The sequence below is a fragment of the Microlunatus flavus genome, assembly GCF_900110855.1.
Classification (GTDB): domain Bacteria; phylum Actinomycetota; class Actinomycetes; order Propionibacteriales; family Propionibacteriaceae; genus Microlunatus; species Microlunatus flavus.
In genome coordinates, this window is record NZ_FOFA01000001.1 from 657428 (window position 1) to 682936 (window position 25509).

At 72.7% G+C, this 25509-nt stretch carries 24 protein-coding genes; 14 read left to right on the forward strand and 10 right to left on the reverse strand.

Going from position 1 to position 25509, the window contains the following annotated elements; translation table 11 throughout:
• The first annotated feature begins 169 nt into the window (after window positions 1-169).
• The gene (locus BMY04_RS03215) at window positions 170-688 is read left to right on the forward strand and encodes a very short patch repair endonuclease (RefSeq protein WP_269766187.1); all 519 of its coding nucleotides are present in this window, start codon (window positions 170-172) and stop codon (window positions 686-688) included.
• Here the strand turns inward: BMY04_RS03215 and BMY04_RS03220 are convergent.
• The 3 genes from BMY04_RS03220 to BMY04_RS03230 form a co-directional block, all read right to left on the reverse strand.
• Window positions 633-2099, reverse strand: coding sequence for a DNA cytosine methyltransferase (locus BMY04_RS03220; protein ID WP_232506063.1), 1467 nt, complete (start codon window positions 2097-2099; stop codon window positions 633-635). The two genes, BMY04_RS03215 and BMY04_RS03220, sit on opposite strands and share 56 nt — an antisense overlap.
• 156 nt (window positions 2100-2255) lie before the next feature.
• Complete coding sequence (locus BMY04_RS03225) at window positions 2256-2546, reverse strand: hypothetical protein (RefSeq protein WP_232506064.1); 291 nt, start codon at window positions 2544-2546, stop codon at window positions 2256-2258.
• A 49-nt stretch (window positions 2547-2595) separates the two neighbouring features.
• Window positions 2596-3852: an APC family permease gene (locus BMY04_RS03230; protein ID WP_408630432.1), complete on the reverse strand. Its 1257-nt coding sequence runs from the start codon at window positions 3850-3852 to the stop codon at window positions 2596-2598.
• Between the two features lie 142 nt (window positions 3853-3994).
• Between BMY04_RS03230 and BMY04_RS03235 the strand changes: the two genes are divergently transcribed.
• Window positions 3995-4462 carry a hypothetical protein gene (locus tag BMY04_RS03235; protein WP_091177635.1) on the forward strand — a complete coding sequence of 156 codons (468 nt, stop codon included), beginning with the start codon at window positions 3995-3997 and terminating at the stop codon, window positions 4460-4462.
• A gap of 24 nt (window positions 4463-4486) precedes the next feature.
• Here the strand turns inward: BMY04_RS03235 and BMY04_RS03240 are convergent, their stop codons facing one another.
• On the reverse strand, window positions 4487-5476 hold the full coding sequence (locus tag BMY04_RS03240) for a hypothetical protein (protein ID WP_091177636.1): 990 nt from the start codon (window positions 5474-5476) through the stop codon (window positions 4487-4489).
• Window positions 5477-5667: 191 nt separating this feature from the next.
• Window positions 5668-5892, reverse strand: a complete 225-nt coding sequence (locus BMY04_RS03245; protein ID WP_091177637.1) for a cold-shock protein — start codon at window positions 5890-5892, stop codon at window positions 5668-5670.
• A gap of 353 nt (window positions 5893-6245) precedes the next feature.
• Between BMY04_RS03245 and BMY04_RS03250 the strand changes: the two genes are divergently transcribed.
• The 7 genes from BMY04_RS03250 (at window position 6246) to BMY04_RS03280 (ending at window position 14660) form a co-directional block, all read left to right on the forward strand.
• A complete protein-coding gene (locus BMY04_RS03250; RefSeq protein WP_091177638.1) occupies window positions 6246-7286 on the forward strand; it encodes a LacI family DNA-binding transcriptional regulator in 1041 nt (346 codons plus the stop codon).
• 75 nt (window positions 7287-7361) lie between these two features.
• Window positions 7362-8666, forward strand: coding sequence for an extracellular solute-binding protein (locus tag BMY04_RS03255; RefSeq protein WP_170853963.1), 1305 nt, complete (start codon window positions 7362-7364; stop codon window positions 8664-8666).
• A 14-nt stretch (window positions 8667-8680) separates the two neighbouring features.
• Entirely contained in the window at window positions 8681-9625 is a 945-nt protein-coding gene (locus BMY04_RS03260) for a carbohydrate ABC transporter permease (protein WP_232506065.1), read from the forward strand.
• Window positions 9622-10524 carry a carbohydrate ABC transporter permease gene (locus BMY04_RS03265; protein ID WP_091177639.1) on the forward strand — a complete coding sequence of 301 codons (903 nt, stop codon included), beginning with the start codon at window positions 9622-9624 and terminating at the stop codon, window positions 10522-10524. Before BMY04_RS03260 ends, BMY04_RS03265 begins: the two co-directional genes overlap by 4 nt.
• Window positions 10525-10529: 5 nt before the next feature.
• Window positions 10530-11651 (forward strand): glycoside hydrolase family 130 protein, encoded by a 1122-nt coding sequence (locus BMY04_RS03270; protein ID WP_232506066.1) that lies wholly within the window; start codon window positions 10530-10532, stop codon window positions 11649-11651.
• Window positions 11648-13708, forward strand: a complete 2061-nt coding sequence (locus BMY04_RS03275; protein ID WP_232506067.1) for a hypothetical protein — start codon at window positions 11648-11650, stop codon at window positions 13706-13708. Before BMY04_RS03270 ends, BMY04_RS03275 begins: the two co-directional genes overlap by 4 nt.
• Before the next feature lie 73 nt (window positions 13709-13781).
• Entirely contained in the window at window positions 13782-14660 is an 879-nt protein-coding gene (locus BMY04_RS03280) for a DUF559 domain-containing protein (RefSeq protein WP_091177640.1), read from the forward strand.
• Between the two features lie 81 nt (window positions 14661-14741).
• Here the strand turns inward: BMY04_RS03280 and BMY04_RS03285 are convergent, their stop codons facing one another.
• The gene (locus BMY04_RS03285) at window positions 14742-15725 is read right to left on the reverse strand and encodes an ABC transporter substrate-binding protein (RefSeq protein WP_091177641.1); all 984 of its coding nucleotides are present in this window, start codon (window positions 15723-15725) and stop codon (window positions 14742-14744) included.
• A 106-nt stretch (window positions 15726-15831) separates the two neighbouring features.
• Here BMY04_RS03285 and BMY04_RS03290 point away from each other — a divergent pair, with 106 nt between their 5' ends.
• From BMY04_RS03290 to BMY04_RS03300, 3 genes are read left to right on the forward strand one after another with little or no spacing between them, the layout of a single operon-like run.
• Window positions 15832-16893, forward strand: a complete 1062-nt coding sequence (locus tag BMY04_RS03290) for a FecCD family ABC transporter permease (protein ID WP_091177642.1) — start codon at window positions 15832-15834, stop codon at window positions 16891-16893.
• Window positions 16890-17960, forward strand: coding sequence for a FecCD family ABC transporter permease (locus BMY04_RS03295; protein WP_091177643.1), 1071 nt, complete (start codon window positions 16890-16892; stop codon window positions 17958-17960). Before BMY04_RS03290 ends, BMY04_RS03295 begins: the two co-directional genes overlap by 4 nt.
• Entirely contained in the window at window positions 17957-18787 is an 831-nt protein-coding gene (locus tag BMY04_RS03300; protein WP_091177644.1) for an ABC transporter ATP-binding protein, read from the forward strand. The genes BMY04_RS03295 and BMY04_RS03300 overlap by 4 nt, the downstream gene beginning before the upstream one ends.
• Window positions 18788-18830: 43 nt before the next feature.
• Here the strand turns inward: BMY04_RS03300 and BMY04_RS03305 are convergent, their stop codons facing one another.
• Window positions 18831-19826 (reverse strand): glycerophosphodiester phosphodiesterase family protein, encoded by a 996-nt coding sequence (locus tag BMY04_RS03305; protein WP_232506068.1) that lies wholly within the window; start codon window positions 19824-19826, stop codon window positions 18831-18833.
• Window positions 19827-20004: 178 nt separating this feature from the next.
• Window positions 20005-20835 carry an SDR family oxidoreductase gene (locus BMY04_RS03310; RefSeq protein ID WP_091177646.1) on the reverse strand — a complete coding sequence of 277 codons (831 nt, stop codon included), beginning with the start codon at window positions 20833-20835 and terminating at the stop codon, window positions 20005-20007.
• A gap of 87 nt (window positions 20836-20922) precedes the next feature.
• On the opposite strand from BMY04_RS03310, the gene BMY04_RS03315 reads away from it, so the two are divergent.
• Window positions 20923-23292 (forward strand): putative bifunctional diguanylate cyclase/phosphodiesterase, encoded by a 2370-nt coding sequence (locus BMY04_RS03315; protein WP_091177647.1) that lies wholly within the window; start codon window positions 20923-20925, stop codon window positions 23290-23292.
• 10 nt (window positions 23293-23302) lie between these two features.
• The gene (locus BMY04_RS03320) at window positions 23303-23716 is read left to right on the forward strand and encodes an ester cyclase (protein ID WP_198409904.1); all 414 of its coding nucleotides are present in this window, start codon (window positions 23303-23305) and stop codon (window positions 23714-23716) included.
• Between the two features lie 34 nt (window positions 23717-23750).
• Here the strand turns inward: BMY04_RS03320 and BMY04_RS03325 are convergent, their stop codons facing one another.
• The gene (locus BMY04_RS03325) at window positions 23751-24866 is read right to left on the reverse strand and encodes a sensor domain-containing phosphodiesterase (RefSeq protein WP_139209727.1); all 1116 of its coding nucleotides are present in this window, start codon (window positions 24864-24866) and stop codon (window positions 23751-23753) included.
• A 104-nt stretch (window positions 24867-24970) separates the two neighbouring features.
• Window positions 24971-25450: a DUF4383 domain-containing protein gene (locus BMY04_RS03330; RefSeq protein ID WP_091177650.1), complete on the reverse strand. Its 480-nt coding sequence runs from the start codon at window positions 25448-25450 to the stop codon at window positions 24971-24973.
• Window positions 25451-25509 lie beyond the last annotated feature (59 nt).

The following is a 25509-nucleotide window of genomic DNA, read 5'->3' on the forward strand; positions in this document are numbered from 1 at the left end:
AAAGGGAGCCCTCATCCGATCCATGGCGCGGCAAGAGCCGCAAGTATTAACGGCCTTTCCTTCTCGAAGCGCTAGCCAATTCGGGGCTTAGGCAGCACAATTGTCAGGCCAACTCTCCGGAGTCTACTGGCCGAGAGTACGCCGGTTTGAGAGAAACCTCAGGAGAGCCTTGAACACCCATGCCGGAAAAACTTTCAACGTTCCTACCCATCCGGGAACTACGAGCGACACCATTTCAGAGCGGATGTCGAAGGCGGCTCGCAAGGACACCGGTCCAGAACTCGCTGTTCGTCACGAACTACACAGACGCGGTCGTCGGTACCGCGTCTTCGTCCGAGTTCCTGGACGGAACCGGCGAACCATCGACATCGCCTTCACGAAAGCGAGGTTGGCGGTGTTCGTCGATGGCTGCTTCTGGCACGGTTGCCCTGAGCACGGCACCATGCCGACGCACAACAACGCCTGGTGGGTCGTGAAGCTTGCCGCAAACCAGGGCCGCGACCGTGACACAGACGAGCACCTCGCGAACGAGAGCTGGGGGGTCCTCAGAATCTGGGAGCACGTCCCCGCCGCCGAGGCGGCGGACTTGGTCGAGGCGGAGCTCGACCGGCTAGCCGCCGAGCGCGCTCCGTCTAGAGCGCGATCGCGGGCTGGGGCTCCGGCTGACCCTCCCTCGCCGCCGGATTGAGCACGTCCCCGCAGGGGTTGAGGTCAGCACCGAGCATCGCCTGACGCACCCGCTCCGACACCTGGGGACGCGCCGAGCGGGCGTCTGCCTCGACGTGGCTCCGCAACACGTGCCACGCCGCACCAACGGCCACGCCGTTGCCCACCTGCTTGTAGGACGAGGCCTCGCGCCGGTTGTTGAACTCGAAGGATCGCGGCAGACCCTGCAACCGGGCCGCCTCGTGCGGAGTCAGCCGACGCTTCCGAGAACCGACGATCGATGTCTGAGTGATCGCGACGAGCGCCGGCAGGTAGGTGGCGGCCTTCGCGCGGATGCCCGAGGGGCGGAAGTGCATGACCGTGTCCCAGAGCGAGCGCGAGTCCTGGGCCTGCCACTCCAGCTTGCGGCGAGTGGCGGGAAAGGACGCGAGCGCAGGGTGCGTGCTGCGCCAGAGGTCGATCAGTGCCCGGTTACCCGCGTAGAAGGCAAGGTTCTTCCGCGTGAAGTCGGCCTTCCACACGGGCATGAGCGCCAGCTCGTCCTCCCCGGGCTCAGCACCCGGCTGCCACAGGTCGGACCAGAGTGGAAATCCCGGCAGGCGATGCCCACGACTGTCCCAATGAGCACGGACCAGGTCGTCCCAGGTCTGCACCCACTCCCGCTCGACGGCGTTCAACCGGTAGCGGTCGAGGTCCGCGATGGTGCTGTCGTCGTCGAGCACCCACTCGACGTCCCAGCGGGAGGGGTCCCAGCCGTCGACGGGCGCGCGCAGCACCGTCGGGCCGATCTCGGTCTCCTGCATCGCCCGCACGGGGCCGACGTGCGTCCCGACGATGAAGACGCGGTCGCGGACCTGCGGCGTGCCGCCGAGGTGGGGCGGGAGAAGGTGCGGCGAGAACACCGTCGGCGAGCTGGAGACCCGGTAGCCGAGCTCACGAAGCGTCTTGATGATGACGTCCCACTCGTGCCGGTGACGCGGACCAGCGATGTTCCGCACGTTCTCCAGCAGCACCACCGAAGGGCGACGCTTCTCGAGGATCTTGGCGATGTTCCAGAACAGCGTTCCTCGCGCCTCGTCCATGCCGCGCTGGAAGCCGGACTTCGAGAAGGGCTGGCACGGGAACCCAGCCGTCAGCACGTCGTGCTCGGGAACGTCGACGGCCACGTCGTTCGCGGCCGTGGTGATGTCGGAGTTGAGGACGGGCTGCGGGTCGTGACCCTCGACCCAGTTGTGCTTGTAGGTCGCCATGGCCTGCTCGTCGATCTCGGAGACGAAGACGCACTGCCCGCCGGCGTGGCTGAGGGCGGCATGGAAGCCACCGATGCCAGCGAAGAGGTCCACGAACTTGAACGCCGGAGCCATGCCAGGGAGCTTAGCAGCTCGAGCTTCCGTTCGATTGCGACACGCCTCGAAGGGAAGGAACTCCTGCACGCCGCGAGCCTAGGAGGTGCGGCGACCCTTGGCCAACCCCGCTTGTTGTCCTGCCGAGCTGGGTGTTGTCATCCGCACGTTGGCTCACTCGATCAACCCCACCTTCTCCCAGCCTGGGGCACAGGCCGCACCTGACGGCGGCCCGACGTGATCGTGCTATGGCGTCCAGCCCAGCCACGCTCCCCCGGCGCTCATGCCGCCGAGCCAGATGAGCACGGCGGCGAAGGGGATGGGCACCACCCAGAGCGGCCTGCGCCGGACCCACAGCGCGCCGAGGAGGACGAGCGCGAGCCAGACCGCGACGAACGCCACGACCGCCCAGCCGGGCGCCATCAGTCCGGACGCGAAGAAGAAGGGCGACAGCGCGACGGTCGCGGCGAGGGCGAGCCCGCCGATCACGTGCGTCAGCACCGTACGAGGAGCGCGTTGCGTACCGACCTGGTCCACGAGCGGCATGGTGACGCGGCCTGGCGGGCGCCGCAAGAGGCCGAAGGCCTCAGGTTCCGCGGCGCCGCAGCACCACCGCCCGCCCGACGATCCCGAACGCGAGCACGGCGCCACCGGCGATGACCGACGTAAGCGGCAGCCTCACCGACAGCACGAGGCAGCCCAGGAGCCCGACCACGTTCACCGCCCGCGGCCAGCGGCGCTGCTCGGCCGGCTGCCGGAACGCCGACAGGTTGGCGACGGCGTAGTAGACGAGGACGCCGAACGAGCTGAACCCGATCGCCTGCCGCACGTCGGCCAGGCACACGAGCAGCACGATCCCGGCGCCGATCGCCAGCTGGGCGTGGTCGGGCACCTGGTGAACCGGGTCCACCGAGGCGAGGGTGCGCGGCAGGTCGCGCTCGCGCGCCATGGCCAGGGTCGTACGCCCGACCCCGGCGAGCAGGGCCAGCAGCGCACCGAGCGACGCGGCCGCTGCCCCGACCCGCACGACCGGTGACGCCCACCCCGCTCCCGCGGCCTGGACGAGCGCGACCACCGGGGCCGACTCATCCCCCAGCGCAGGACCGAGGACCAGCAGCAGGACCACGGCGACAACCGCGTACACGACGACGGCGATCCCGAGGGCAACGAGCACCGCGCGGCCGAGCATCTCCGGGCGGCGCACCTCCTCGGCGAGCGTGGTGATCCGCGCGTACCCGGCGAACGCGAAGAACAGCAGCCCCGCCGCCTGCAGCACCCCGAGCACACCGCCGGTCGGGGCGTCGAGGCCGCTCCACGGGTCGGCCGCGCGTACGCCGGCGGCCAGCCCGACGCCGACGGCCAGCGCGAGCGTGAGCAGCGTCGTCGCGAGCAGCACCCTGGCCACCTGCGCGGTCCGGGTCACGCCGCGGAGGTTGGCCAGCGTGAGCACGACGACGGCGAGCACGGCGAGGCCGCGGCTCCACCAGGGCGGTGCGGCGGGCAGCGCGTACGCGGCGAAGGTCAGGGCCATCGCCGCGCAGGAGGCGGTCTTGCCGACGACGAAGCCCCAGCCGGCGGTGAAGCCCCACCAGGGGCCGAGCACGCGGCGGCCGAAGAGGTACGTGCCGCCTGACGACGGGTAGGACATCGCGAGCTGGGCCGAGGCGACGGCGTTGCAGAAGGCGACGACGGCGGCGACCGCGAGCCCGACCAGCAGCCCTGCACCCGCCGCGCGGGCCGCGGGGACGAAGGCCACGAACACGCCCGCGCCGACCATCGCGCACAGCCCGACGACGACGGCGTCGCCGGTGCCGAGCCGTCGGGCGAGGGTGGGTCCGGCCACGTCGTCCATCCTGGCGTCCCCGCGTGAACGCTCGGTGACGACCGCTGCGGCGAGCCTGCCTGCTTGCCCGCCGACCGGGTCGGGTTCAGGCTGTGAGGACGGGGTACGACCCTGGACACGACCTCAGAGCCGAGGACTTCTGATGCAGCACGCCGGTGACGCCGTGACGTTCGTGGTCGTGCTGTGCCTGCCGGTCGCCGTGTGGTTGATCAGCCGCCCGTGGGCGTGGGAACGGATTCGCCCGTACGCGCGTCGGTTCGGCCTGCGGATCTGGGGCCAGCTCGTCGTGGACGAGGAACCCGACCCCGCGACCCTGCAGCGCTGGGCGGTCGAGCGGCTCGGACGGCTGCGCACCGACCTCGAACGTGTGCGGCGGCTGCTGCTCGACGACGAGTGGATGTCGGCGACCCGGCAGGTCGGCAACCGGCTCGCCTACGAGCGGCTGGTGGTCGACGTGCGCCGGGCGGAGGCGCAGGTACCGGCCGCCCTGGTTCCCGACGTCGCCGCGGCTCCGACGCCGGTGGCGGCGCCACGCTTCGCCTTCGTCGCACCGAGCGGGCAGCCCTCGGTCGAGGTGATCGAGTTCGGACCGGCCGGCCGCTGGCTCTGAGCTCGATGGTGGCGACCAGCTCGATCAAGACCTCGCGGCGACAGTCCCGCGCAGGATCGCGAGCGCCTGACGGGCCGACTCCTCGTCCACCACGTCGATGGCCACCTGATGAGAAGCGCTGCTCGACCTGACCCGGCGTGCGCGCGACTTGTCGCGCAGGGTGTCGACGATGGCGCTCTCCGCCACCTTCGGGTTGAGCCGTCCGGTGTTGGCGTAGAGGTAACCGACGGTCTTGCCGTCGACAAGGAGCCGCAGGTAGCCGGTGAAGTCGTCACCCGAGCGAGGGCCGTCACCCCGGTGGCGGGTTCCGCGCACTTGGGTCATCGGCCAAGACGCGAACTCAGAGAGAAGCTGCCGAACAGCGCCGGCAGTCGAGTTCCGCGCAAGCTGCTCCTGGACCACGAGCTGCCCGTCGTCCGGCACGCCCGCCACAGTCTCGTGCCGACTTGGAGTCCCAAGCGCATCGTCCATCGCCGCGATCCGGCGCGCCGGCAGATCGGGGACCGACCCGAGGTCCGGCATCCGGAACTCCTCGCCGCCGTGGAGCAGGCGGAGCAGCGGCGTCATCGCGTCGAAGGTCAAGTCCTTGAGGACGAACCGTTGCTGACCCATCAGCTGTGCGGGGATGTCCCCACGATCGGCGCCAGGAAGAACCACCACGAGCAGGCGCCTACGGAAGTCGTGCTGGTCCTTCTCGAAGAGACCGAGCAGCGTGTTCGCCTCAGCGGCCGCGCCAGCCCCACGGGTCGGCGAGTTGGTCCCCTCGAAGCGCTCTCTCCAGGCTCGATTGACGATCGCCAGCGTGAAGTCGCACTCCCGAATCCGGCTCGGACCCCACTGGGTCCACACCACGCCCGGCTCGGAGTAGTGGAAGAGGTCGACGTCCGCATCCACACCGAAGTGGCGCAGGTTGACGGTCAGCTGAAGCACCTCCCCCAGCCACTGGTCGCTCTCGACTCCGAAATCAGGGTCGTGAGCCCAGGAGATCAGCGCGGTCGGGGCCGGGCTAGGCATCGCATGTGCTCCCTGAAGTGCTGGCCTGACGTGCGACCTCAGCCGCGCCTCGAGGTCGGCAATGTACTAGAGGGTGTCGAGACGTCAGCACCCTGCTGAGAGACGCCACCATCCCGGGAAAGGCGAAGGAGCGCCGACCGTGACGGTCGACGCTCCTTCTCAGTCTTGCTGGTCTTGCGGGCTGGGCAGCCTCAGATCGCGACGACCTGGTCGGCCTGCGGGCCCTTCGGACCCGCCTGCGGGCCCTTCGGACCCTGCGTGGTCTGGAACTCGACCCGCTGGCCCTCGTCGAGCGAGCGGAAGCCCGACGTCTGGATCGCGCTGTAGTGCACGAACACGTCCGGCCCGCCGCCGTCGACGGCGATGAAGCCGAAGCCCTTCTCAGCGTTGAACCACTTGACGGTTCCCTGTGCCATGTAAATCTCCCTGAGCTCTCGGACCGCACCTCGCGGTCTCGTGATGCTGTCGGGCGGCCGGCCTCGGCCCACCGCCCTCGCGAGATCAAAAGGGCGTAGCACGTACCACGGCTCAAGAACTGCTAACAGCGATGCCAATCATGGCATCCCTGCACGCCGAGGACAAGGCGGGGACGCAACCAGGCTGCGACCGGCCTGCTCGAGGCGGGTGCAGGAGGCCCCGTGGGGTCAACGCGCGAGGAGACCAGATCGTTGCTCCTGCAGGTCTTGACCTCGCTCGAAGCGACGGACTACGTTCCGCCTAAACCGGTTCAGTCACGGCCTCGACCATCCTGACCGACGAGGGTCGCCCCATGCCACGTACGAAGAGCTCGACGCCCGGTGCGCCGACGATCGTGGACGTCGCGCGCGAGGCCGGGGTGTCCAAGGGCCTGGTGTCGCTGGTCATCAACGACCGCCCGGGCGTCGCGGACGCGACCCGGGCCCGGGTGCGCGACGCCGCCGACCGCCTCGGCTGGCGCCCCAACCTGCAGGCCCGCCGGCTGTCGACGCGAACGACGTACGCGCTCGGGCTGGTGCTGCGCCGCGACCCCCGCATCGTCGCGGCCGACCCCTTCTACCCCGCCTTCATGGCCGGCATCGAGTCCGTGCTCTCGCCCGAGGGCCGGGTCCTCGTGCTGAGCGTCGTGGCGACCGCGGAGGCCGAGGAGCGTGCGTACCGCTCCTTCGCCGCCGACCGACGCGTCGACGGCGTCTTCCTCAACGACCTCCGCCACGGCGACGACCGCGTCGGACTGCTCGCCGGGCTCGGGCTGCCGGGCGTGCTCGTCGGTCGCCTCGAGGAGCCGGGCTCCCTCCCCGCGGTCGTGCTCGACGACCGTCCGGGCGTGACGGCCGCCGTGCGCCATCTCGTCGACCTCGGCCACCGCCGGGTCGCGTACGTCGGCGGCGACCCCGCGCTGCAGCACGCCCGGCACCGGCGGCAGGCGTTCGAGGAGGCCGTGGCGGGGCACGGGCTGACCCCGACCGCCGTCGTCGACACCGACTTCACGATGGCGGGCGGTGCGGCGGCGACCGCCGCGCTGCTCGGGGGCGACCGGCCCACCGCGATCGTCTACGCCAACGACCCGATGGCGGTCGCCGGCCTCGGCGTGCTGCAGGGCTCGGGCGTCCGGGTGCCCGACGCGATGTCGGTCGTCGGGTTCGACGGCACGGAGATCGGTCGGCACACCCACCCGGCCCTCACGACCATCCGCTCCGACCCCGAGCAGTGGGGCGCCGCCGCGGCGCGCACCCTGCTCGAGCTGGCCACCTCGGGCCACGCGCCCGACGTCGAGCTGCCTCCCGCCGAGCTCGTCCCCCGTCGTTCCACCGGCCCCGCCCCGGACCGCTGACCCCTCCCGGTCCGTCGGACGGCTCCAGACCTCGACGGACCGAGGACCCACCCGCACCCCACCACAGGAGATCCCGTGCACCGTCGCACCGCCCGTCTGCTCGCCGCCACGACCGTCCTCGGCCTGACCCTGACCGCCTGCGGAGGAGGCGGGGGCGGCGGGGGCGGTGAGGCCCAGGACGCCGCCCGCACGGCGCGCGGACCGATCACCGTCTGGTACTCCAACAACGAGCAGGAGGTGGCCTGGGGCAAGGCGATGGTCGCCTCCTGGAACTCCGCGCACGCCGACCAGCAGGTCACGGGCCAGGAGATCCCGGCCGGCAAGAGCAGCGAGGAGGTGATCGGCGCCGCGATCACCGCCGGCACGGCGCCCTGCCTCGTCTTCAACACCGCGCCCTCGGCCGTCGGGCAGTTCCAGCGCCAGGGCGGCCTGGTCAACCTCGCGAGCTTCCCCGACGGGTCGTCCTACATCACCGACCGCTCGGGCGACGTCGCGAAGCAGTACCAGAGCAGCGACGGCGGCTTCTACCAGCTGCCGTGGAAGTCGAACCCGGTGATGATCTTCTACAACAAGGACCTGTTCAAGAAGGCCGGGCTCGACCCGGACAACCCGCAGCTGGCGACGTACGACCAGTTCCTCGACGCGGCGCGCAAGATCAAGTCCTCGGGAGCAGCGAAGTACGCGATCAACCCGGCGCCGACGAGCGAGTTCTACCAGAGCCAGTTCGACTTCATCCCGCTCTACTCCGCGGAGTCGGGCGGCAAGCAGATCGTGGCCGACGGCAAGGCGACCTTCAACGACCCGCAGGGGATCGCGGTCGCGAACTTCTGGAAGACGATCTACGCCGAGGGCCTGGCCGGCAAGGAGGCGGTGCAGGGCGACGCCTTCGCCTCCAAGGTCGCGGCGATGTCGATCGTCGGCCCGTGGGCCGTCGCGGTCTACAAGGGCAAGGTCAACTGGGGCGCCGTCCCGGTCCCCACCTCGACCGGCATGCCGATCGGCGACATCCACACCTTCAGCGACGCCAAGAACATCGGCCTGTTCAGCGCCTGCAAGAACCAGGGCACGGCGTGGGACGTGCTCAAGTTCGCGACGAGCGCGGAGCAGGACTCCGCACTGCTGACCAAGACCGGCCAGATGCCGATCCGCAAGGACCTGTCGAGCACGTACGCCGACTACTTCACCAAGAACCCGTCGTACAAGCAGTTCGGCGACCTGGCGTCGCGCACCGTGGAGGTGCCGGGCGGGGCGAACACGGTCGAGATGCTGCAGACGCTGCGCGACGCGTACACGAAGTCGGTGATCAGCGGTCAGGGCGACGTGACGCAGACGTTCAACGAGGCGGCCGACAAGGTCACCTCGCTGGCCGGCCGCGGCTGAGCGCGAGCACGTCGGTGGCCACCTCGACCACGGCGCCGGCTGCGGTCGCCCCGCCGGTCCGCGAGCCCCGCTCGCGGACCCGGCGGGGGACCCGCAGCAACCCGCTGGGCTGGATCTTCAGCGCGCCGTACCTCGTCTTCATCGCGGTCGTCTTCGCCTACCCGCTGGGCTTCGCGGTGTACATGTCGTTCCACGACTACTTCTTCACCGCGCCCGGCGTCACCGTGCCGAAGCCCTTCATCGGCCTCGAGAACTACACCGCGGCGCTGGTCGACCCGGCCGTGCGGCAGTCGTTCGTCAACGTGGCCGTCTTCCTGGTGATCAACGTGCCGCTGACGGTCGTGGTGTCGCTCGTGCTGGCGAGCCTGCTCGACCGCGTCGCGCACGCCCGGGCGTTCCTGCGGGTCACCTTCTACCTGCCCTACCTGACCTCCAGCGTCGCGATCGTCGGCGTGTGGCTGTTCCTGTTCAGCAGCGGCGGGATCGTCAACCGGGTGCTCGGCCCGCTCGCCCCCGACCCCTCGTGGCTGGTGAACGAGCGGTGGGCGATGCCGAGCATCGCGCTCTTCGTCACCTGGAAGGGGCTCGGCTTCTACATCCTGCTCTACCTCGCCGGCCTGCAGAACGTGTCCAAGGACCTGTACGAGGCGGCGGCCACCGACGGCGCGAGCCGGTGGCAGAGCTTCGTGAACGTCACCGTCCCGGCGCTCCGGCCGGCCACGGTGCTGGTGCTGATCCTGTCGATCATCACCGGCGCCAACCTCTTCACCGAGCCCTACCTGCTGACCGGCGGCGGTGGGCCGAACGGTGCGTCCAGCTCGCCCGTCCTCGTCATGTACCAGAACGGCATCCAGCAGGGTCAGCCCGGCTACGCCGCCGCCATCGGCGTGCTGCTCGTCATCGGGACGCTGATCTTGTCCTACCTGTCCAACCGCTTCGCCGGAGGTCGAGACCGATGACCACGACCCAGCAGACCCCCGCCGCTGGGCGGACGACGGCTCCCGCACGTCGTCGTGCGTCGCGCCGGGCGGTGGTGCCCGCCCTCGTCGGCGGCCTCACGCTGGGGATCGGGGCGGTGGTCTTCCTGTTCCCCTTCTACTACATGGTGGTCGGCTCGCTGCAGCGCGAGCCGGACCAGACCGTCGCCGGCGCGTTCCCGCACCCGTCGAACCTCACGCTGAGCAACTACGTGACCATCGACGCGCGGCTCGACCTGGTGCGCTCGGTGCTCAACTCCGGCATCTTCGCGGCCGGCGTGATCATCTGCACCGTCGTGTTCGGCGCACTCGTCGGCTACGCGCTCGCGGTGCTGCAGTGGCGGGGCCGCGGTGGGGTGTTCGCGCTCGCGCTGCTCGTGCAGGTGGTGCCGTTCCAGCTGTTGATCATCCCGCTCTACGTGCTGATCGCACGGAGCTACGGGCTGGCCGACAACTACCTGGGGATGATCCTGCCGTTCGCGATCAACTCCACCGCGGTGATCATCTTCCGGCAGTACTTCCTGCAGCTGCCGCAGGCGATGTTCGAGGCCGCCCGCATCGACGGCGCCAGCGAGCTGCAGCTGCTCACCAAGATCGCCCTGCCCCTGATCCGGCCGGCGCTGGTCACCGTCGTCCTGCTGACCTTCATCGGTCCGTGGAACGAGTTCCTGTGGCCGTTCCTGATCACCAAGCGCGCGGACCTGCAGCCGCTGGCCGTCGCGCTGGCCAACTACCTCTCGAACGTGGCCAACTCGACCGCCAACCCGTTCGGGGCGCTGCTCGCCGGAGCCGTCGTGCTGGTCCTCCCGGTCGTGGTGCTGTTCGCGTTCTTCCAGCGCCAGTTCGTCAACGCCGACCTCAGCAGCGGGGTGAAGGAGTGAGTGCCGTGAGCCCTTCGACGAGCGCCGACCGCGGCGACGGGGGCGCCCCGGACCCGGGCTTCCCGTACGCCCTCGAACGGGTCGGGACCGTCATGACGCCCGCCGAGGACGACCCCCGCGAGGCGGAGGGCGTGCTCAACCCCGCCTCCGGACGGGGTCCCGACGGTGAGCTGTACCTGCTGCCGCGGATCGTCGCCACCGGCAACGTGTCGCGCGTCGGCCTGGCGAGGGTCGTCGTCACCGACGGCGTGCCGACCGGCGTCGAGCGTGAGGGCGTGGTGCTGGAACCCGAGACCACCTGGGAGACCGCCGAGAGCAACGCCGGCGTCGAGGACCCGCGTGTGACGTGGGTCGAGGCGCTCGGGCGGCACGTGATGACGTACGTGGCGTTCGGCCCGCTGGGTCCGCGCACGGCGATCGCCACGTCGACGGACCTGCGGACGTGGGAACGGCACGGCCCCGTGGTCTTCCGCTGGGACGCCACGGCTCCGCCGGAGTGGGGCGCCGACCTGAACCTGTTCCACAACAAGGACACGGTCTTCTTCCCCGAGCCCGTCACCGCCCCGGACGGGGTGGAGAGCCTCGCGGTGCTGCACCGCCCGATGGGCATGCTGCGACCGTTCCGGGGCGACGACCCGGTGCGCGACACCCCGCCCGGGCCGGTCGAGGACCGGCAGAGCATCTGGATCAGCTTCGTGCCGCTCGCGGACGTGCGCGCGGACCTGGGCGCGCTCACCGTCTGGCGCGGGCACCGCTGGCTGGCCGGGCCGGAGCAGCCGTGGGAACAGCTCAAGATCGGCGGCGGACCGCCCCCGCTGCGCGTGCCCGAGGGGTGGCTGCTGCTGCACCACGGGGTGACGGGCGTGATCGACGAGCAGCGCGCCCAGCAGCAGCAGGTGCGGTACGTGGCCGGCGGGATCATCCTCGACGCCGACGAGCCCTGGAGGGTGACCACCCGCTCGCGCGAACCGTTGCTCGAGCCGTCCACGGAGGCGGAACGGACGGGCATCGTCCCGAACGTCGTCTTCCCCACCGCCGTCGAGGAGATCGACGGCGCCCACTTCGTCTTCTACGGCATGGCCGACTCGGCCATCGGCGTCGCCCGCCTCACCCGGAGGAACCCGTGAACCGTCCCCTGCCGAGCACTGTCGCTCGGCCCGCCCACCCGTCGATCGGCTCCAGGAACGCGCGGTGGGTCAGCCTCGGGCTCGCCCTCGTCCTCGCCCTGGCCGCGCTCGCGTCGTCACCCCTGTCGCGGCCCGTCCCGGCGGCCGCGGCGACGACCACGGTCACCAACCTGGCGCACCTCGACCTCCTGCTCGACGACGTGAGCCCGGCCGCGGTCGAGGGGCACACGACGTACCGGCTGGCCGAGGAGCCCGCGCTGCAGGTCCCGTGGACCTACGCCGACCGGAACGACGACGGCACCTACCGCCGCGTCGGCGGCGGGACGCTGCGGCCGGACGGGACCTGGACGCAGGGCGCCTTCAACAGCGACGACATCGCCCGCGCGGCCGTGGTCTACCTGCGGCACTGGCGCCAGACCGGCAACGGCGCCAGCCGGCAGAAGGCGTACGACCTGCTGCGCGCGACCGCGTACCTGCAGTCGACCACGGGTGCGAACCGCGGACGTTCGGTGCTGTGGATGCAGCCCGACGGCACGCTCAACCCGAGCGCGGAGCCGGTCGAGCTCCCCGACCCGTCGGACTCCGGCCCGAGCTACTGGCAGGCGCGGACGCTGTGGGCGTTCGGGGAGGGCTACGCGGCGTTCGAGGACGCCGACCCCGCGTTCGCCGCGTTCCTGCGTGACCGCATCCGGCTCTCGGTGCGGGCGCTGAACCGCGACGTGCTCGTCCGCTACGGCCGCTACGTCGAGGCCGACGGGCGCAAGGTCCCGTCCTGGCTGATCGTCGATGGTTCGGACGCCACCGCCGAGGCGGTGCTCGGGCTGAGCGCGTACGTAGGTGCGCGCGACGACGGCCTGGCGCACGACGCGCTGCGCCAGCTGGCCAAGGGCATCGCCGCGATGGCGTCTGAGCCGGACGGCTGGCCGTACGGGGCCGTCCTGCCGTGGGCGCAGTCGCGTTCGCTCTGGCACGCGTGGAGCTCGCAGCAGTCGGCGGCGCTGGCCCGGAGCTCGCAGGCGCTCGGGAAGCCCTCGCTGCTGAAGCCGGCGGTGACGGAGGCGGTGCGCTTCGACCCGACGCTGCTGACCAGCGACGGCGCCGACAACGGCTGGCAGCCCTCGCCGACCGACCGGGTGCAGATCCCGTACGGCGTCGACTCGCGCGTGCAGTCGCTGCTCGCCGTGGCCGAGGTCGGCGGCACGCGGCTCGGCCTCGACCTCGCCGGGATGGAGGCGGCGTGGTTCTTCGGCGCCAACCGTTCCGGGGAGCCGATGTACGACCCGGCGACCGGGGTGACGTTCGACGGGCTGGAGGTCGACGGCCGGATCAACCGCAACAGCGGCGCCGAGAGCACGATCCACGGGCTGCTGACGATGCTCGCGCTGGACGCGCACCCGGCGGTGCGGGCCCGGGCGACGGCGACGACGGAGCTCGTGAGCCGCGACGGCCTGCGGGTCGTCGAGGCCGAGTCGGCGCTCAGCACGACGGGGACGGTGGAGACGCCCACCGCGTCGTGGACCGGCGAGTCGGCGTGGAGCGGGCAGTACCTGGCGCTGGAGAAGGGGCAGACCGCGCGGATCGTCGTCGGCGACGGGAACGCGCGGGTGCGGCTCGAGCCGGTCGCGTGGCAGGAGGAGGACGGCAGGGCCCGCAGCCGCTGGGAGCAGGACGGCCGGCGTCTCGGCACGCTGAAGCACCGCGTCGGCGACCAGGGCGTCACGGCCGCGCCGGGCGCGCTGCTCCCCCAGCGGCTCGACCGGACGGTGGTTCCAGCCGACGGTCCGGTGACGGTACTGGCGCAGCGCGGGACGGTCCGGCTGGACGCGGTCCTGGTCCGCCCGCTCGTCTCCCGGCTCGTCCTCGCCGGCGAGGCGCGGACGACGCTCGTGCACTCGGCGTCAGGTTCGCGCCAGCGCGCCACGGTCGTGCCCGAGGGCGCCTCCGCCCGGCTGCGCGTCTACGACGCCAAGGGCAAGCAGGTCGAGAACCGGACCATCAGGAGCGCGCGCGAGGTGCGCCTGCCGGCGTACGGGGTGGCGGTGCTCACGGAGGATTAGGCCGCTCCGACGGACACCACCGGCGGCACGGCGGACAACAGCTCGGACAACACCGGTCTGGCGTCCTGATGACGTGTCATCGCTGCAGGACGAGGTCCGACGGCTGGTCGACCGCGACGCAGTGGTGGCCCGGGCTGACCACCCGTCGCTCGTCGGCGCCATCGGGCGGATGGTGCGCGCCGGGGAGCTGGTCGCCGTCGTCCCCGGCGTCTACAGCTCCCGAGCGAGGGCGCCGGAGCGCCTGGTCCGGGCCACGGCGCTGGTCGTGCGGCAACCCGATGCCGTGCTTGCCGGTCCGACCGCGGCGCAGCTCGGCTTCTGGCCCGGGTTGCGCGGCGAGACGGTCACCTACGCGCTCGCGCACAAGTGGCGGGCGCCGCCAGGCTTCTCGGGCAGCCGGCGGACAGTTCCGCCGGAGCTCGTGGTGCAGCGCGACCGCTTCCGGCTGACCTGCCCGGCGCTCACGGCGCTCGACCTGTGCGACGACCTCGGTGGCGACGGCATCGACCAGGCGTTGCGCACGCGCACGGCGACGCTGCCCGGTCTGCACCACGCCCTCGAGCTGACCGGGGGTCGTCGCGGCAACGGCGTGCGCCGCGCGCTGCTGCTCGACTCGCGGGACGAGCCGTGGTCGGCCGCAGAGCGGGTCTGCCACCGCCTCCTCCGCAGCGCGGGGATCGTCGGGTGGAAGGCGAACCTGCCCGTGCTCGTCAGCGGGCGCCGCCGCTACCTGGACGTCGGCTTCCGGCACCTGCACGTCGCGATCGAGATCGACGGTCGGCTGCACGAGCGCGACGAGCACGTGTTCGAGGACGACCGCTGGCGCCAGAACGCGCTGGTCCTCGACGGCTGGCTCGTCCTCCGCTTCACCTGGCGCATGCTCGTCGAGCAACCGGACGAGGTGCTGGAGACCATCCGCCAGGCGCTCGCGATCCGGGGCGCGGAATTCTGACCGCTCGTCGACTCGTCGCGCTCACGCCGAGCGTGGGTGACCGGTCTCAGGTCGATCGAGCGGTCAGAATTCCGCGGGAGGTCAGGAGTTCAGCGACCCGAAGGCGTCGGTGTAGCCCTGGAGGACCGCGGTGCTCGAGAGGTAGGAGTAGGGCGCGGCGGGCTTCCAGGCGAAGACGCGGCCGGCCTTGACCGCGGGGAGCGACTTCCAGACCGCGGAGTCGCGGTAGCCCGTGTAGGTGTTCCTGGCGTCGACCAGGATGATGTCGCCGGAGTAGTCCGGCAGGTTCTCGTAGCTGACCGTCGCGAAGTACTCGGTGGTCTTCGCGTCGACGAACTGCGCCCCCAGACCCTTCATGAGCGCGAGGTCGGGCGCCTGGTCGGGGTTGCCGACGTAGACGTTGTCCGCGTCGAAGCTGAGCGGCGCGACCTTCGCCCCGCCGGCCGCCATGATCGCGTCACCCAGGGTGCTGCTCGCCGCGTCGAACCCCGTCTTGGCCGACTGCGACACCGACGGGTCGGCGCCCAGCTTCGCCGCGAGGTCGGTGAACGCCTCGATGATCGGCACCAGGCCCTGGTCCAGCATCTTCATGCCGAGCGTCGGGCACAGCGCCGCGACCTGGGCCTCGACCTTCGCGTCGAGGTACCAGAGCGTCTTGTCGTCGAACGACAGGTCGACCAGGAGCTGGGGAGCGATGGTCGCGAGCTTCTCGACGCTGAACTCCCCGTACGAGGACCCGATCACGGTCAGCTGGGACAGGTCGAGGTTGCCGGCCTGGTAGTCGAGCTTGCCGTCGGTCATCTTGAGCTCGCCGTACGCGCCCTTGACCTTGATGCCGGCGTCCCACAGCGCGGCGGCGGCGGAGCTCTGGGCCACGACGTTCGTGGGCACGGGCGTGACGTCGATGACCTTGCCGCGGGCGTCGGTGTAGCGGAACGACGCGGCGCCCGAGGACGCGGCCGGGGCGCCCCCGCCGCGGGTAGAGGTGCCGCAGGCGGCGAGGACAGGGGTGGCGGCCAGCGCGGCCAGCAGGGAACGGCGGCTCAGCCGGGGCGTGCTCGTCATGGTCGTCTCCTCGAGTTAGGTGAGGCTGACCTTACCGACGTGTGCGGTCGAGATCACCGTCCTCCGACCACGTCGTGGGACGAGAACTTAGGCTAGCCTCACCTGCATGGCCCTCACGGCAGAGCGCTCAGCGCCCACGCGCCGTACGCCCTCCCCGGCGGGCCGGGCCCCGGCGCGGCGGACCACCCCGGTCCTGCTCCTCGCGGGCCTCGCGCTCCTGCTGCTCGTCCTGGCCAGCCTCGCGATCGGCGCCCGCAGCATCGGCTTCGACACCGTGCTGGACGCCCTCACCGCCTACGACCCGACGAGCGCCGACCAGCTGGTCGTCGTCACCTCGCGCCTCCCGCGGACCGTCCTCGGCCTCCTCGTCGGCGCGGCCCTCGGCCTGGCCGGCTGCGTCATGCAGGGCGTCACGCGCAACCCGCTAGCCGACCCCGGCGTCCTCGGGGTCAACGGCGGCGCGGCCCTGGCGATCGTCCTCGGCATCAGCGTCTTCGGCGTCAGCAGCGTGTCCGGCTACGTCTGGTTCGCGTTCCTGGGCGCCGCCGGGGCCTCCGTCCTCGTCTACTCCGTCGCCGCCCTCGGCCGCGAGGGCGCGACCCCGGTCAAGCTGGCCCTCGCCGGCGCCGCCGTCACGGCGTTCTTCGGCGCCTTCACCACGGCGCTGCTGCTGAGCGACCAGTCGACGTTCGACCAGTTCCGGTTCTGGCAGGTCGGCTCCCTGAACGGTCGCGACCTGGGCGTCGCGGCGCGGGTGCTGCCCTTCCTCCTCGTGGGCGGCGTGCTCGCCCTCGTGCTCGGGCGCAGCCTGAACTCCCTCGCGATGGGCGACGACGTCGCCCGAGGCCTGGGGGCGAGGGTCGGCCTCGTCCGCCTCGGCAGCGCCCTCGCGGTCGTGCTGCTCTCCGGGGCGGCGACCGCTGCGGTCGGCCCGGTCGGCTTCGTCGGGCTCACCATCCCGCACGTCGCGCGCACCCTCGTCGGCAACGACTACCGCCGGATCCTGCCCGCCTCGATGTTGCTCGCGCCCGTCCTGCTGCTGGCCGCCGACGTCGTCGGCCGGGTCGTCGCCCGTCCCGGAGAGGTCCAGGTCGCCATCGTCACCGCCGTCCTCGGCGCGCCCGTGTTCGTCGCCCTCGTCCGCCGCCACCGGCTGGCCGGCCTGTGACGACCTTCGCGCCCGCCGCCCGCGGAACCCTCGCCGCCCGCGTCGGCACCCCGTCCGTACGCCGCGTCCGACGCCACGCCCGCACGCGGACGGCCACCGTCTGCGTCGGCCTCGTCGTCGCGCTCGCCGTCGCCTCGGGCGTGGCGCTCAGCCTCGGCGACTACCCGCTCCCCCTCGCCGAGCTGCTGGCCACGCTGACCGGGCAGGGGACGACGGCGTCGAACTTCATCGTCCTCGGCCTGCGCCTGCCCCGGGTGCTGACCGGGATCCTCGTCGGCGCGTGCTTCGGGCTGTCGGGCACGACGTTCCAGTGCCTGCTGCGCAACCCGCTCGCCAGCCCCGACATCATCGGCATCAGCTACGGCGCCAGCGCGGGCGGCGTGCTCGCGATCCTGCTGCTGGGCTGGAGCGGCCTGCTCGTCTCCGGCGCCGCTCTCGGCGGGGCGCTCCTCGCCGCCACCCTCATCTACGCGGTCGCCTACCGCGGCGGGCTGTCCGGCTACCGCTTCGTGCTCGTCGGCGTCGGCGTCTCCGCGCTCATGGTCGCGGTCGTGAACTACCTGATGACCCGCGCCGAGGTCTTCGAGGCCCAGGCTGCGCTCGTCTGGCTCACCGGCAGCCTCAACGGCGCCTCCGCCGGCCAGCTCCGCACCCTCGCCCTGGCCTGCCTCGTCCTCGTGCCGCTCCTGCTGCTCGCCGGCCGGACGCTGCTCGTGCTCCAGCTCGGCGACGACGTCGCCGCGTCGGTCGGGCTCCGGGTCGAGGCCGCACGGCTCGCGGTCATCGCGCTCGCCGTGGTGCTCGCGGCCGTCGCGACCGCCGCGGCCGGCCCGGTGGGGTTCGTGGCCTTCGTGGCCGGCCCCGTGGCCAAGCGGCTCACCGGCGGCAGCGGGCCCTCGCTCGTGCCCGCCGCGCTCGTCGGCGCCCTCGTCGTCGTGGTCAGCGACGTCGCCGGCCAGCACCTGCTGCCCTTCCAGCTGCCCGTCGGCGTCGTCACCGCGGCCGTCGGCGCGCCGTACCTGCTCTACCTGCTCATCCGCTCCAACCGGGCGGGGGTCGGCGGATGAGCGCCGAGCACGTCGAACCCGCCGCGTCCCACCGCCTCGAGGCGCAGGGGCTCGTGCTCGCGTACGGCGACCGGCCCGTCGTCGACGACCTCTCCGTCGCGATCCCGGACGGGCGGATCACGGTGGTCGTCGGTGCGAACGGCTGCGGCAAGTCCACGCTGCTGCGCGGGATGGCCCGGCTGGTCACGCCGGTGCGCGGGGCTGTGCTGCTCGACGGCAAGAGCGTGCACCGCACGCCGAGCAAGGAGGTCGCCCGCGTCCTCGGCCTGCTCCCCCAGGCACCCGTCGCACCGGAGGGCATCACGGTCACCGACCTGGTCGGGCGGGGCCGCTACCCCCACCAGGGATGGTTCCGGCACTGGACGGCCGCCGACGACGAGGCGGTGGCCCGCGCGCTGGAGGCGACGGGCACGACCGAGCTCGCGGACCGCCGGATCGAGGACATGAGCGGAGGCCAGCGCCAGCGCGTCTGGATCGCCATGGCCCTGGCCCAGGAGACCGACGTCCTGCTCCTCGACGAGCCGACGACCTACCTCGACCTCGCCCACCAGATCGAGGTGCTCGACCTGCTGACCGACCTCAACCGGCAGCGCGGCACGACGATCGTCGTCGTCATGCACGACCTCAACCTCGCCTGCCGCTACGCCGACCACGTGATCGCCATGACCGACGGGGCCGTCACCGCGCAGGGGGCGCCGCGGGCCGTGGTGACCCCGGAGCTGGTCCAGCGGGTGTTCGGGATCGCGTCGGTCGTCGTCGACGACCCCTTGTCGGGCACGCCGACGGTCGTGCCGGTCGGGCGCCACCACTGCGCTGCGTCGGCCTGAGCCGAGAGGGGCGCGCTCCTCGCCCGCTCAGGACCCGAGCACCTCAGGCCGCGACGAGCACCTTCTCGTGGCGGGCGATGCGGGCCAGGTCGGGGTGGTCGGTGATCACCGAGTCCATGCCGGCGGCGAGGTGCACGGCGATCTCGCCCGCCAGGTCGCCCTGGGCCGAGGGGTCGCTGCCCCGGCGGAAGTCGAGCGGCAGGAAGCCGTTCTCGCCGCGGAAGGTCCAGCCGAACACCTCGAGGCCGACGTCGTGCGCCCGGTGCGTGACGGGGCTCGGCGCGAGCAACCAGCCGTCCGCGTCGCGCGGGATGATCAGCTCCTTCTCCAGCCCGACCGCGTCGGCGTAGCGGCTGATCTCGGCCAGACCGGGCGCGGAGAGCAGGTCGCGCCACGTCTGGGGCGTGCCCGCGGCCGTCTGGTCGTACGGCCCCTCGCACACCTCGACCAGCTGGCCGATGCGGACGTCGGACTGCTCGGCGAGCCGGCGCAGGCAGGTGGTCTCGAAGCTCTGCAGCATCACCGGCGCGTCGACGCTGGTGTGCCCGGCGGCCTCGAGCGCGGCCAGGATCGCCGGGACCGGGTCGAGGCCGATCGAGCCGAGGTAGGTGGCGTGCTTGACCTCGACGAGCAGGCCGACGGGACGCCCGTCCGTGGTCCGCGAACGGGCGGCCAGCTGGAGGAGCTCGTCGAACGTGACCAGGCCGAAGGCGCCGTCGAAGGCGCTGCTGCCGGGGCGCAGGTGGGGCAGCCGCTCGACGGCGCGGAGGGTCTTCAGCTCCTCGAGCGTGAAGTCCTCGGCGAACCAGCCGGTGCAGACGTGCCCGTCGACGACCTTGGTCGTGCGCCGGTCGGCGAACCGGGGCCGGCGGGCCACGTCGGTGGTCTCGCCGATCTCGTTCTCGTGCCGCACGACGAGCACGCCGTCGGCGGTCATCACGAGGTCGGGCTCGACGACGTCGGCGCCCTGGGCGAAGGCGAGCTCGTAGGCGGCGAGGGTGTGCTCGGGAAGGTAGCCGCTGGCGCCACGGTGCGCCACGACCAGCTGCTGGGGGTCCGTGTCCGGACCACTCGTCGCTGCCGCTGGGGCGGGAGAGAGCATGGCTCCATCGCACTCCCGCCAGGAGACGGCGCGGTGTTCCGACACGCACGTCTGGCCGACGTGCGTGTGAACTCTGGGTGTCCGCGCTCAGCCTGCGCTCAGCATCGGAGCGGGCTCAGTCGCCGAGGAGGCTCTGCTCCAGCGTCCGCGGCGGGTGCCCGGTGATGCGCTCGACGTCCGGGCTGACGGCGGCGAGGTCGCCGGACGCGAAGGCCAGGTAGGTGCTGACCCACGCGTCGAGCTGCCACTGCTCGGTGCTCCAGCGCCGGCGCGACGCGTACGCCTCGTCGAGCGTCTCGGGCACGTAGGAGAAGGGGCGGCCGAGCGCGACGGTCATCCGCTCGCAGGCCTCGCGGACCGTGAACGCCTCCGGTCCGGTCAGCGTGTAGGTCGCCCCAGTGTGCGCCGCCGGGTCGCGCAGGACCTCGACGGCCACGTCGGCGACGTCGGCCCGCGCCACGGCGGCGACCCTGCCCTCGCCGGCCGGCCCGCGGATCACGCCCTCCTCGTCGGCGAACATCGGGAAGAAGTCGGCGTAGAAGCTGTCGCGCAGGAACGTCCAGGCCATCCCGCTGCCCCGGACGGCCTCCTCGGCGTCGTGGTGGTCGCGGCCCAGCGTGAACACCGCGTCCGGCGCCGCGCCGGCGAAGCTGGTGTAGACGAGGTGCCGGACGCCGGCGCGGGCGGCCGCCTCGATGAACGTGCGGTGCTGCGCCCGTCGCACCGGGGACTCCGCGCCCGACACCATGAACAGCACGTCGACGCCCCGCAGCGCCCGCTCGCTCGCGGCGGCGTCGTCGTACGCCGCCTCGACGACCTCCGGGTCGCCGTCGAGCCGCGGCGCGCGCGAGGCGTCCCGCACCACGAGCCGGTCCACCGCCGGCGCGAGCGCCCGCGCCACCCGCCCTCCGACGTGACCCGTCGAGCCCGTCACCGCCAGCACCATCTCGACCCCTCGTCCCTCGCCGCGCCCGCCGCCCGGCCGGAACCGATAGATTGCCAGTGCTCGGGGAGAGCACGTCCAGGAGGTTCCGTGCGCCCCGTCGCGTCCGCTCTCGTCCCCGTCGACCTCACCGTCGACCCTGCCGCCGTGCCCGCGCCCGCGGGCGGCGCTGCCCCAGGCGCTCGCGGGATCCGGGGTGCCGGTCGGGCCTGGGGGTGGTTCCTCGGCGCCGCGGCGCTCGTCGTCGCCAGCTACTACCTGCTGCCCGACGGCCTGCCCCGCGACGCCGCGTACGTCGCCGTCGGCCTCGCCGCCGTCGTCGCGATCGAGTGCGGGGTGCGGGCGAACCGGCCGTCGCAGGCCTGGCCCTGGCACCTGCTGGCGACGGGCACGATGGTGTGGTCGGTCGGCGACGCGCTCGGGTCGTGGTTCTCCGACGTGCTCGGGGCCGACGGCTTCCCGACGGTGGCCGACCCCGTCTACCTCGCGGGCTACCCGGTCATGGCCGTGGGCCTGCTGCTGTTCATCCGCGGCCGCCGTTCCGTGCGCGACACCGCGGGCCTGCTCGACAGCGCGATCCTCGCGGTGGCGCTCGGCGTCCTCGCCTGGGTGCTGCTGGCCCGGCCCACGCTCGACCTGTTCCGCGACTCCGCCGCCGCGGCGGCCGTGGCCGCCGCGTACCCCGTCGCCGACATCGTGCTCGTCGGCCTGCTCATCCGGCTCGTCACGACCCCGGGCGGGCGGAGCCGGTCGTTCCGCTTCCTGGTGGCGGCCATGGCGCTGCTCGCCGTCGGGGACGCCCTGACCACCGGCCTGCGGCTAACGACCTGGGACGCCAGCGGGGCGATCGACTTCCTCTGGCTGCTCTCGTACGCGCTGACGGGCGTCGCCGCGCTGCACCCGTCGATGGTCTCGATGACCGAGGCGTCCCGCGTCGAACCCGTCCGGTTCAGCCGGCTGCGACTGGCGAGCCTCGCGGGCGCGGCCGTGGTCGCCCCCGTCGTCCTCGCCGTCCAGGCCGCGCTCGGCCTGCGCCTGGACCTCTGGGCGGTCGTCGTCGGGTCGGTCGCCCTGTCGGGCCTGGTCGTCGCGCGGATGAAGCTGTCGCTCGACCTCATCTCGACCGCGAACGCCGAGCGCGAGGCCGCCCGGGTCGCGCTCGCCCACCAGGCGGCGCACGACAGCCTCACCGGGCTGCCGAACCGTGCCCAGGCCGTCTTCCTCATGCGCGGCGCGCTCAGCCGGGCCCAGCGCAGCGGCGCGGTGGTCGGGGTGCTGTTCGTCGACCTCGACGGCTTCAAGCAGGTCAACGACACCCTCGGCCACGCCGCCGGCGACGAGGTGCTCGTGGTGGCCGGGGCGCGGATGCAGGAAGCGGTCCGCGACGGCGACGTCGTGGCGCGCTTCGGCGGCGACGAGTTCGTCGTGCTCGTCGAGCCCGTCGACGAGGAGGCCTCCGCGGTCGCCGTCGCGGAACGTCTGGTCCGCGTCCTCTCCGAACCGGTCGTGCTCGGCAGCGGCCGCGAGGTGAGCATCGGCGCGAGCGTCGGGGTGGCGGTCGCGCTCGACGGGACGGTCGACCCGGAGCGCCTGCTGGCCGAGGCGGACGTCGCCGTCTACCGCGCCAAGCTGGCGGGCCGGGGCCGGGTCGAGGTCTTCGACACCTCCCTGCGCCAGGAGCTCGACCGGCGCCAGGGCCTGCAGGACGCGCTGCTCGCGGCCATCGCGGCGGGCGACCTGGAGCTGCGGCACGAGCCGGTCGTCGACCTCCGCGCCGGTCGCGTGGCCGGCTACGAGGCCAAGGTCAGCTGGCCCCGGCCCGGGGCGGACGAGCTGACCCGCGACGCCATCCTCCCCGTCGCCGAGCGCACGGAGCTGGTCTGCGAGCTCGACGCCTGGGCGCTGCGCACCGCCGCCCGCCAGGCGGCCAGCATCCCCGCCGGCTCGCGCCCGGCGCTCGTCGAGGTCCCGGTCTCGGTGCGCCACCTCCGTCGCCGACGGGTCGTCACGGACGTGGCCGCGGCCCTGGCCGCCGCCGAGCTCGACCCCGCCCGGCTCGTCCTCGTCGTCGGGGCCTCCGACGTCGTCGCCGACGTCACGGCGCTCGCCCACCTCGGGGAGCTGCGCAGCCTGGGGGTCATGGTCTGCGTCGAGGGGTTCGGCACGCACGAGGCGCCGACCGACCGGTGGGCCCTCCTCCCGGTCGACCTCGTCCGCCTCGACGCCGAGGCCCTCGCCCGCGGCCCGATGCGCTCCTCGATGCTGCTGCGCCTGACCGTGGAGACGGCCCACACCTTCGGCTGGCAGGTCGTGGCCGCGGGCGTCACCACCGCCGACCAGCTCGCGGCCCTGACCGAGATGGGCTGCCGCTACGCGCAGGGACCGATGCCGCGCCGCACCCTTGCGGCCCTCGCCGCGACGACCGACCGCGGCTCCGCCGCGCCCACCACCGTCGTGTGAGCATGAGGCCGTGGGACCCGCGCGCGCCGAGATCGTCGGCCTCTACGAGCATTACCTCGCCTGCTGCAACGAGCGCCGCCTCGACGAGCTGGCGGGGCTCGTGGCCGAGGAGGTGGCCGGGTCGGGGTCCGTCGACGGGCGCGCCGCCTACGTCGAGCGCGTCGCCGACGTGCTGCGCGCCTTCCCCGACTACCGCTGGGACCTCCAGGAGGTGCTGGTCGACGGCTCGACGGTCGTCGCTCGCCTGCGCGGCTCCGGCACGCACGAGGGCCCGCTGGGCGCGATCGCCCCGACCGGTCGCCGGGTCGAGGTCCAGGAGCTCGTCGTCTACCGCTTCGCGGGCGGGCTCGTCACCCACTGCTGGGGCGACCTGTTCCCCGTGCTCCGCGACGCCCTGACGGCCCCGGAGGACGTCACCGGCTGACCGTCTCCCCCCACGGCGCGGCCCGCGGCCGGCCTCAGACCCAGCGCGCGATCGCGGCCGGCGGGACGGGCCGCGACCAGAGGTAGCCCTGCGCGAAGTGGCAGCCGAGGTTGCGCGCCCGCTCGTACTGCGAGGCGGTCTCGATCCCCTCGATCGTGACGCTCAGACCGAGCTCCGCCGCTGCGGAGACCAGGGCGCGGACGACCACCTCACCGGTCTTGGTGCCGAGCTGGTCGGCGTACGAGCGGTCGATCTTGATGCCGTCCACCGGGAAGCGGCCGAGGTCGGACAGCGCCGACCAGCCGGAGCCGAAGTCGTCGAACCAGACGTGGTAGCCGAGGCCGCGCATCGCGTCGACGACCACCCGGCTGCTCGCCTCGTCCGCGGGCGCCGCGGTCTCGGTGAGCTCGAGGATCACCGACGCCGGGTCGACGCCGGCCGTCGCCGCCGCCTCCTGGAGCGTGCCGGTCCAGCCCTCCTGGGCGAGGTGGCGCGCGGACAGGTTCGTGGTCACCCAGAACCCGGGGCGCACGGCCTGCCAGCCCGCCAGGTCGGCGAACGCCTGCCGCATCACGGCCAGGTCGACGTCGAGGATCAGGTCGGAACGCTCGGCGACCGGTACGAAGACGCTCGGCGGCTCGACCACGCCCGGGGCCCGGCGCCAGCGCGCGAGCGCCTCCACCCCGACCACCTGCCCGCTGACCAGGTCGACCACCGGCTGGTACCAGGGGACGACCTCGCCGCGCTGCAGCCCGCGGGCGAGGTCGACGGCCACGGGGTCCACCGGGGGCGCGTCGGCGAGGTCGCGGCACAGGGCCACCGACCACAGCTCCGCCAGCTCGAGCAGGACGGACAGGTCGCGCCGCGAGACGGTCCGCCCGAGCTCGTCGCTCACGCTGAGCACGGACAGGACCTGGTCCTCGCAGGAGACGGGCAGGCCGACGTACGCGCCCAGCGGCGCCTGCTCGGCGCCGGCCCGTTCCACCACGAGGGCCTCGCCCGACGCGAGGACCTGGCGGTCCAGCTCCCGCGCCGCGCGCGGACGCGGGGGGAACGCGTCGGCCGTCGTCCCGTCCGGCAGCAGCACGGTCCCGTGGTCGAAGCCGAGCGCGAGCGCGGCCACCTTCGCCAGCCGCTGCGCGGTCGCCACCAGGCCGTCGCCGAGCGGCGCCCGCGCCGTCGGGACGCCGGCAGGGTCGACCCGGCCGTCCGGACCGTCCGGTCCGTCGGCGCCCGAGGACGACCCTGGCGTGCTCAGAGGTCGGCCTTGCCCTCTTCGAGGACCTCGGTCCACGTCGGACCGCGGTCCAGCACCAGCGAGGCCGTCATCATGGCGCCGGCCAGGAAGATGTGCAGGGCGTCGTCGGCCGCGTTCAGCGGGAGGAAGTTCGCGCCCCCCTGGTAGGGGATGAGGATCCCGTAGAAGAAGACGACCGCGTAGACGATGCCGCCGTAGAAGAGGTAGTTCCGGGCCCGCATCGGCGTCGAGCTGAAGAGCAGGCCCGCGACGCCGAAGAGCAGGTGCACCAGGTTGTGCAGCACGGAGACCTGGAAGATGCCGAGGAGGCGGGCGGTCGACATCCGTCCGGCCATGCCGAGGTGCATGTAGTGGCTGGTGATGCCGGGGATGAAGCCCGCGATCCCCACGAGCAGGAACACGACGCCGAAGCCGGCGGCGCCCAGCTGGATCTGCGACCGCTTGGGCCGGCGGGGCTCCGGGGCGAGGGCGGCCATCGTTCTCCTTCAGGTCGGCTGCGCGTGCCGCGAGGGCACCGCTGGCGTCGCGGGCACGG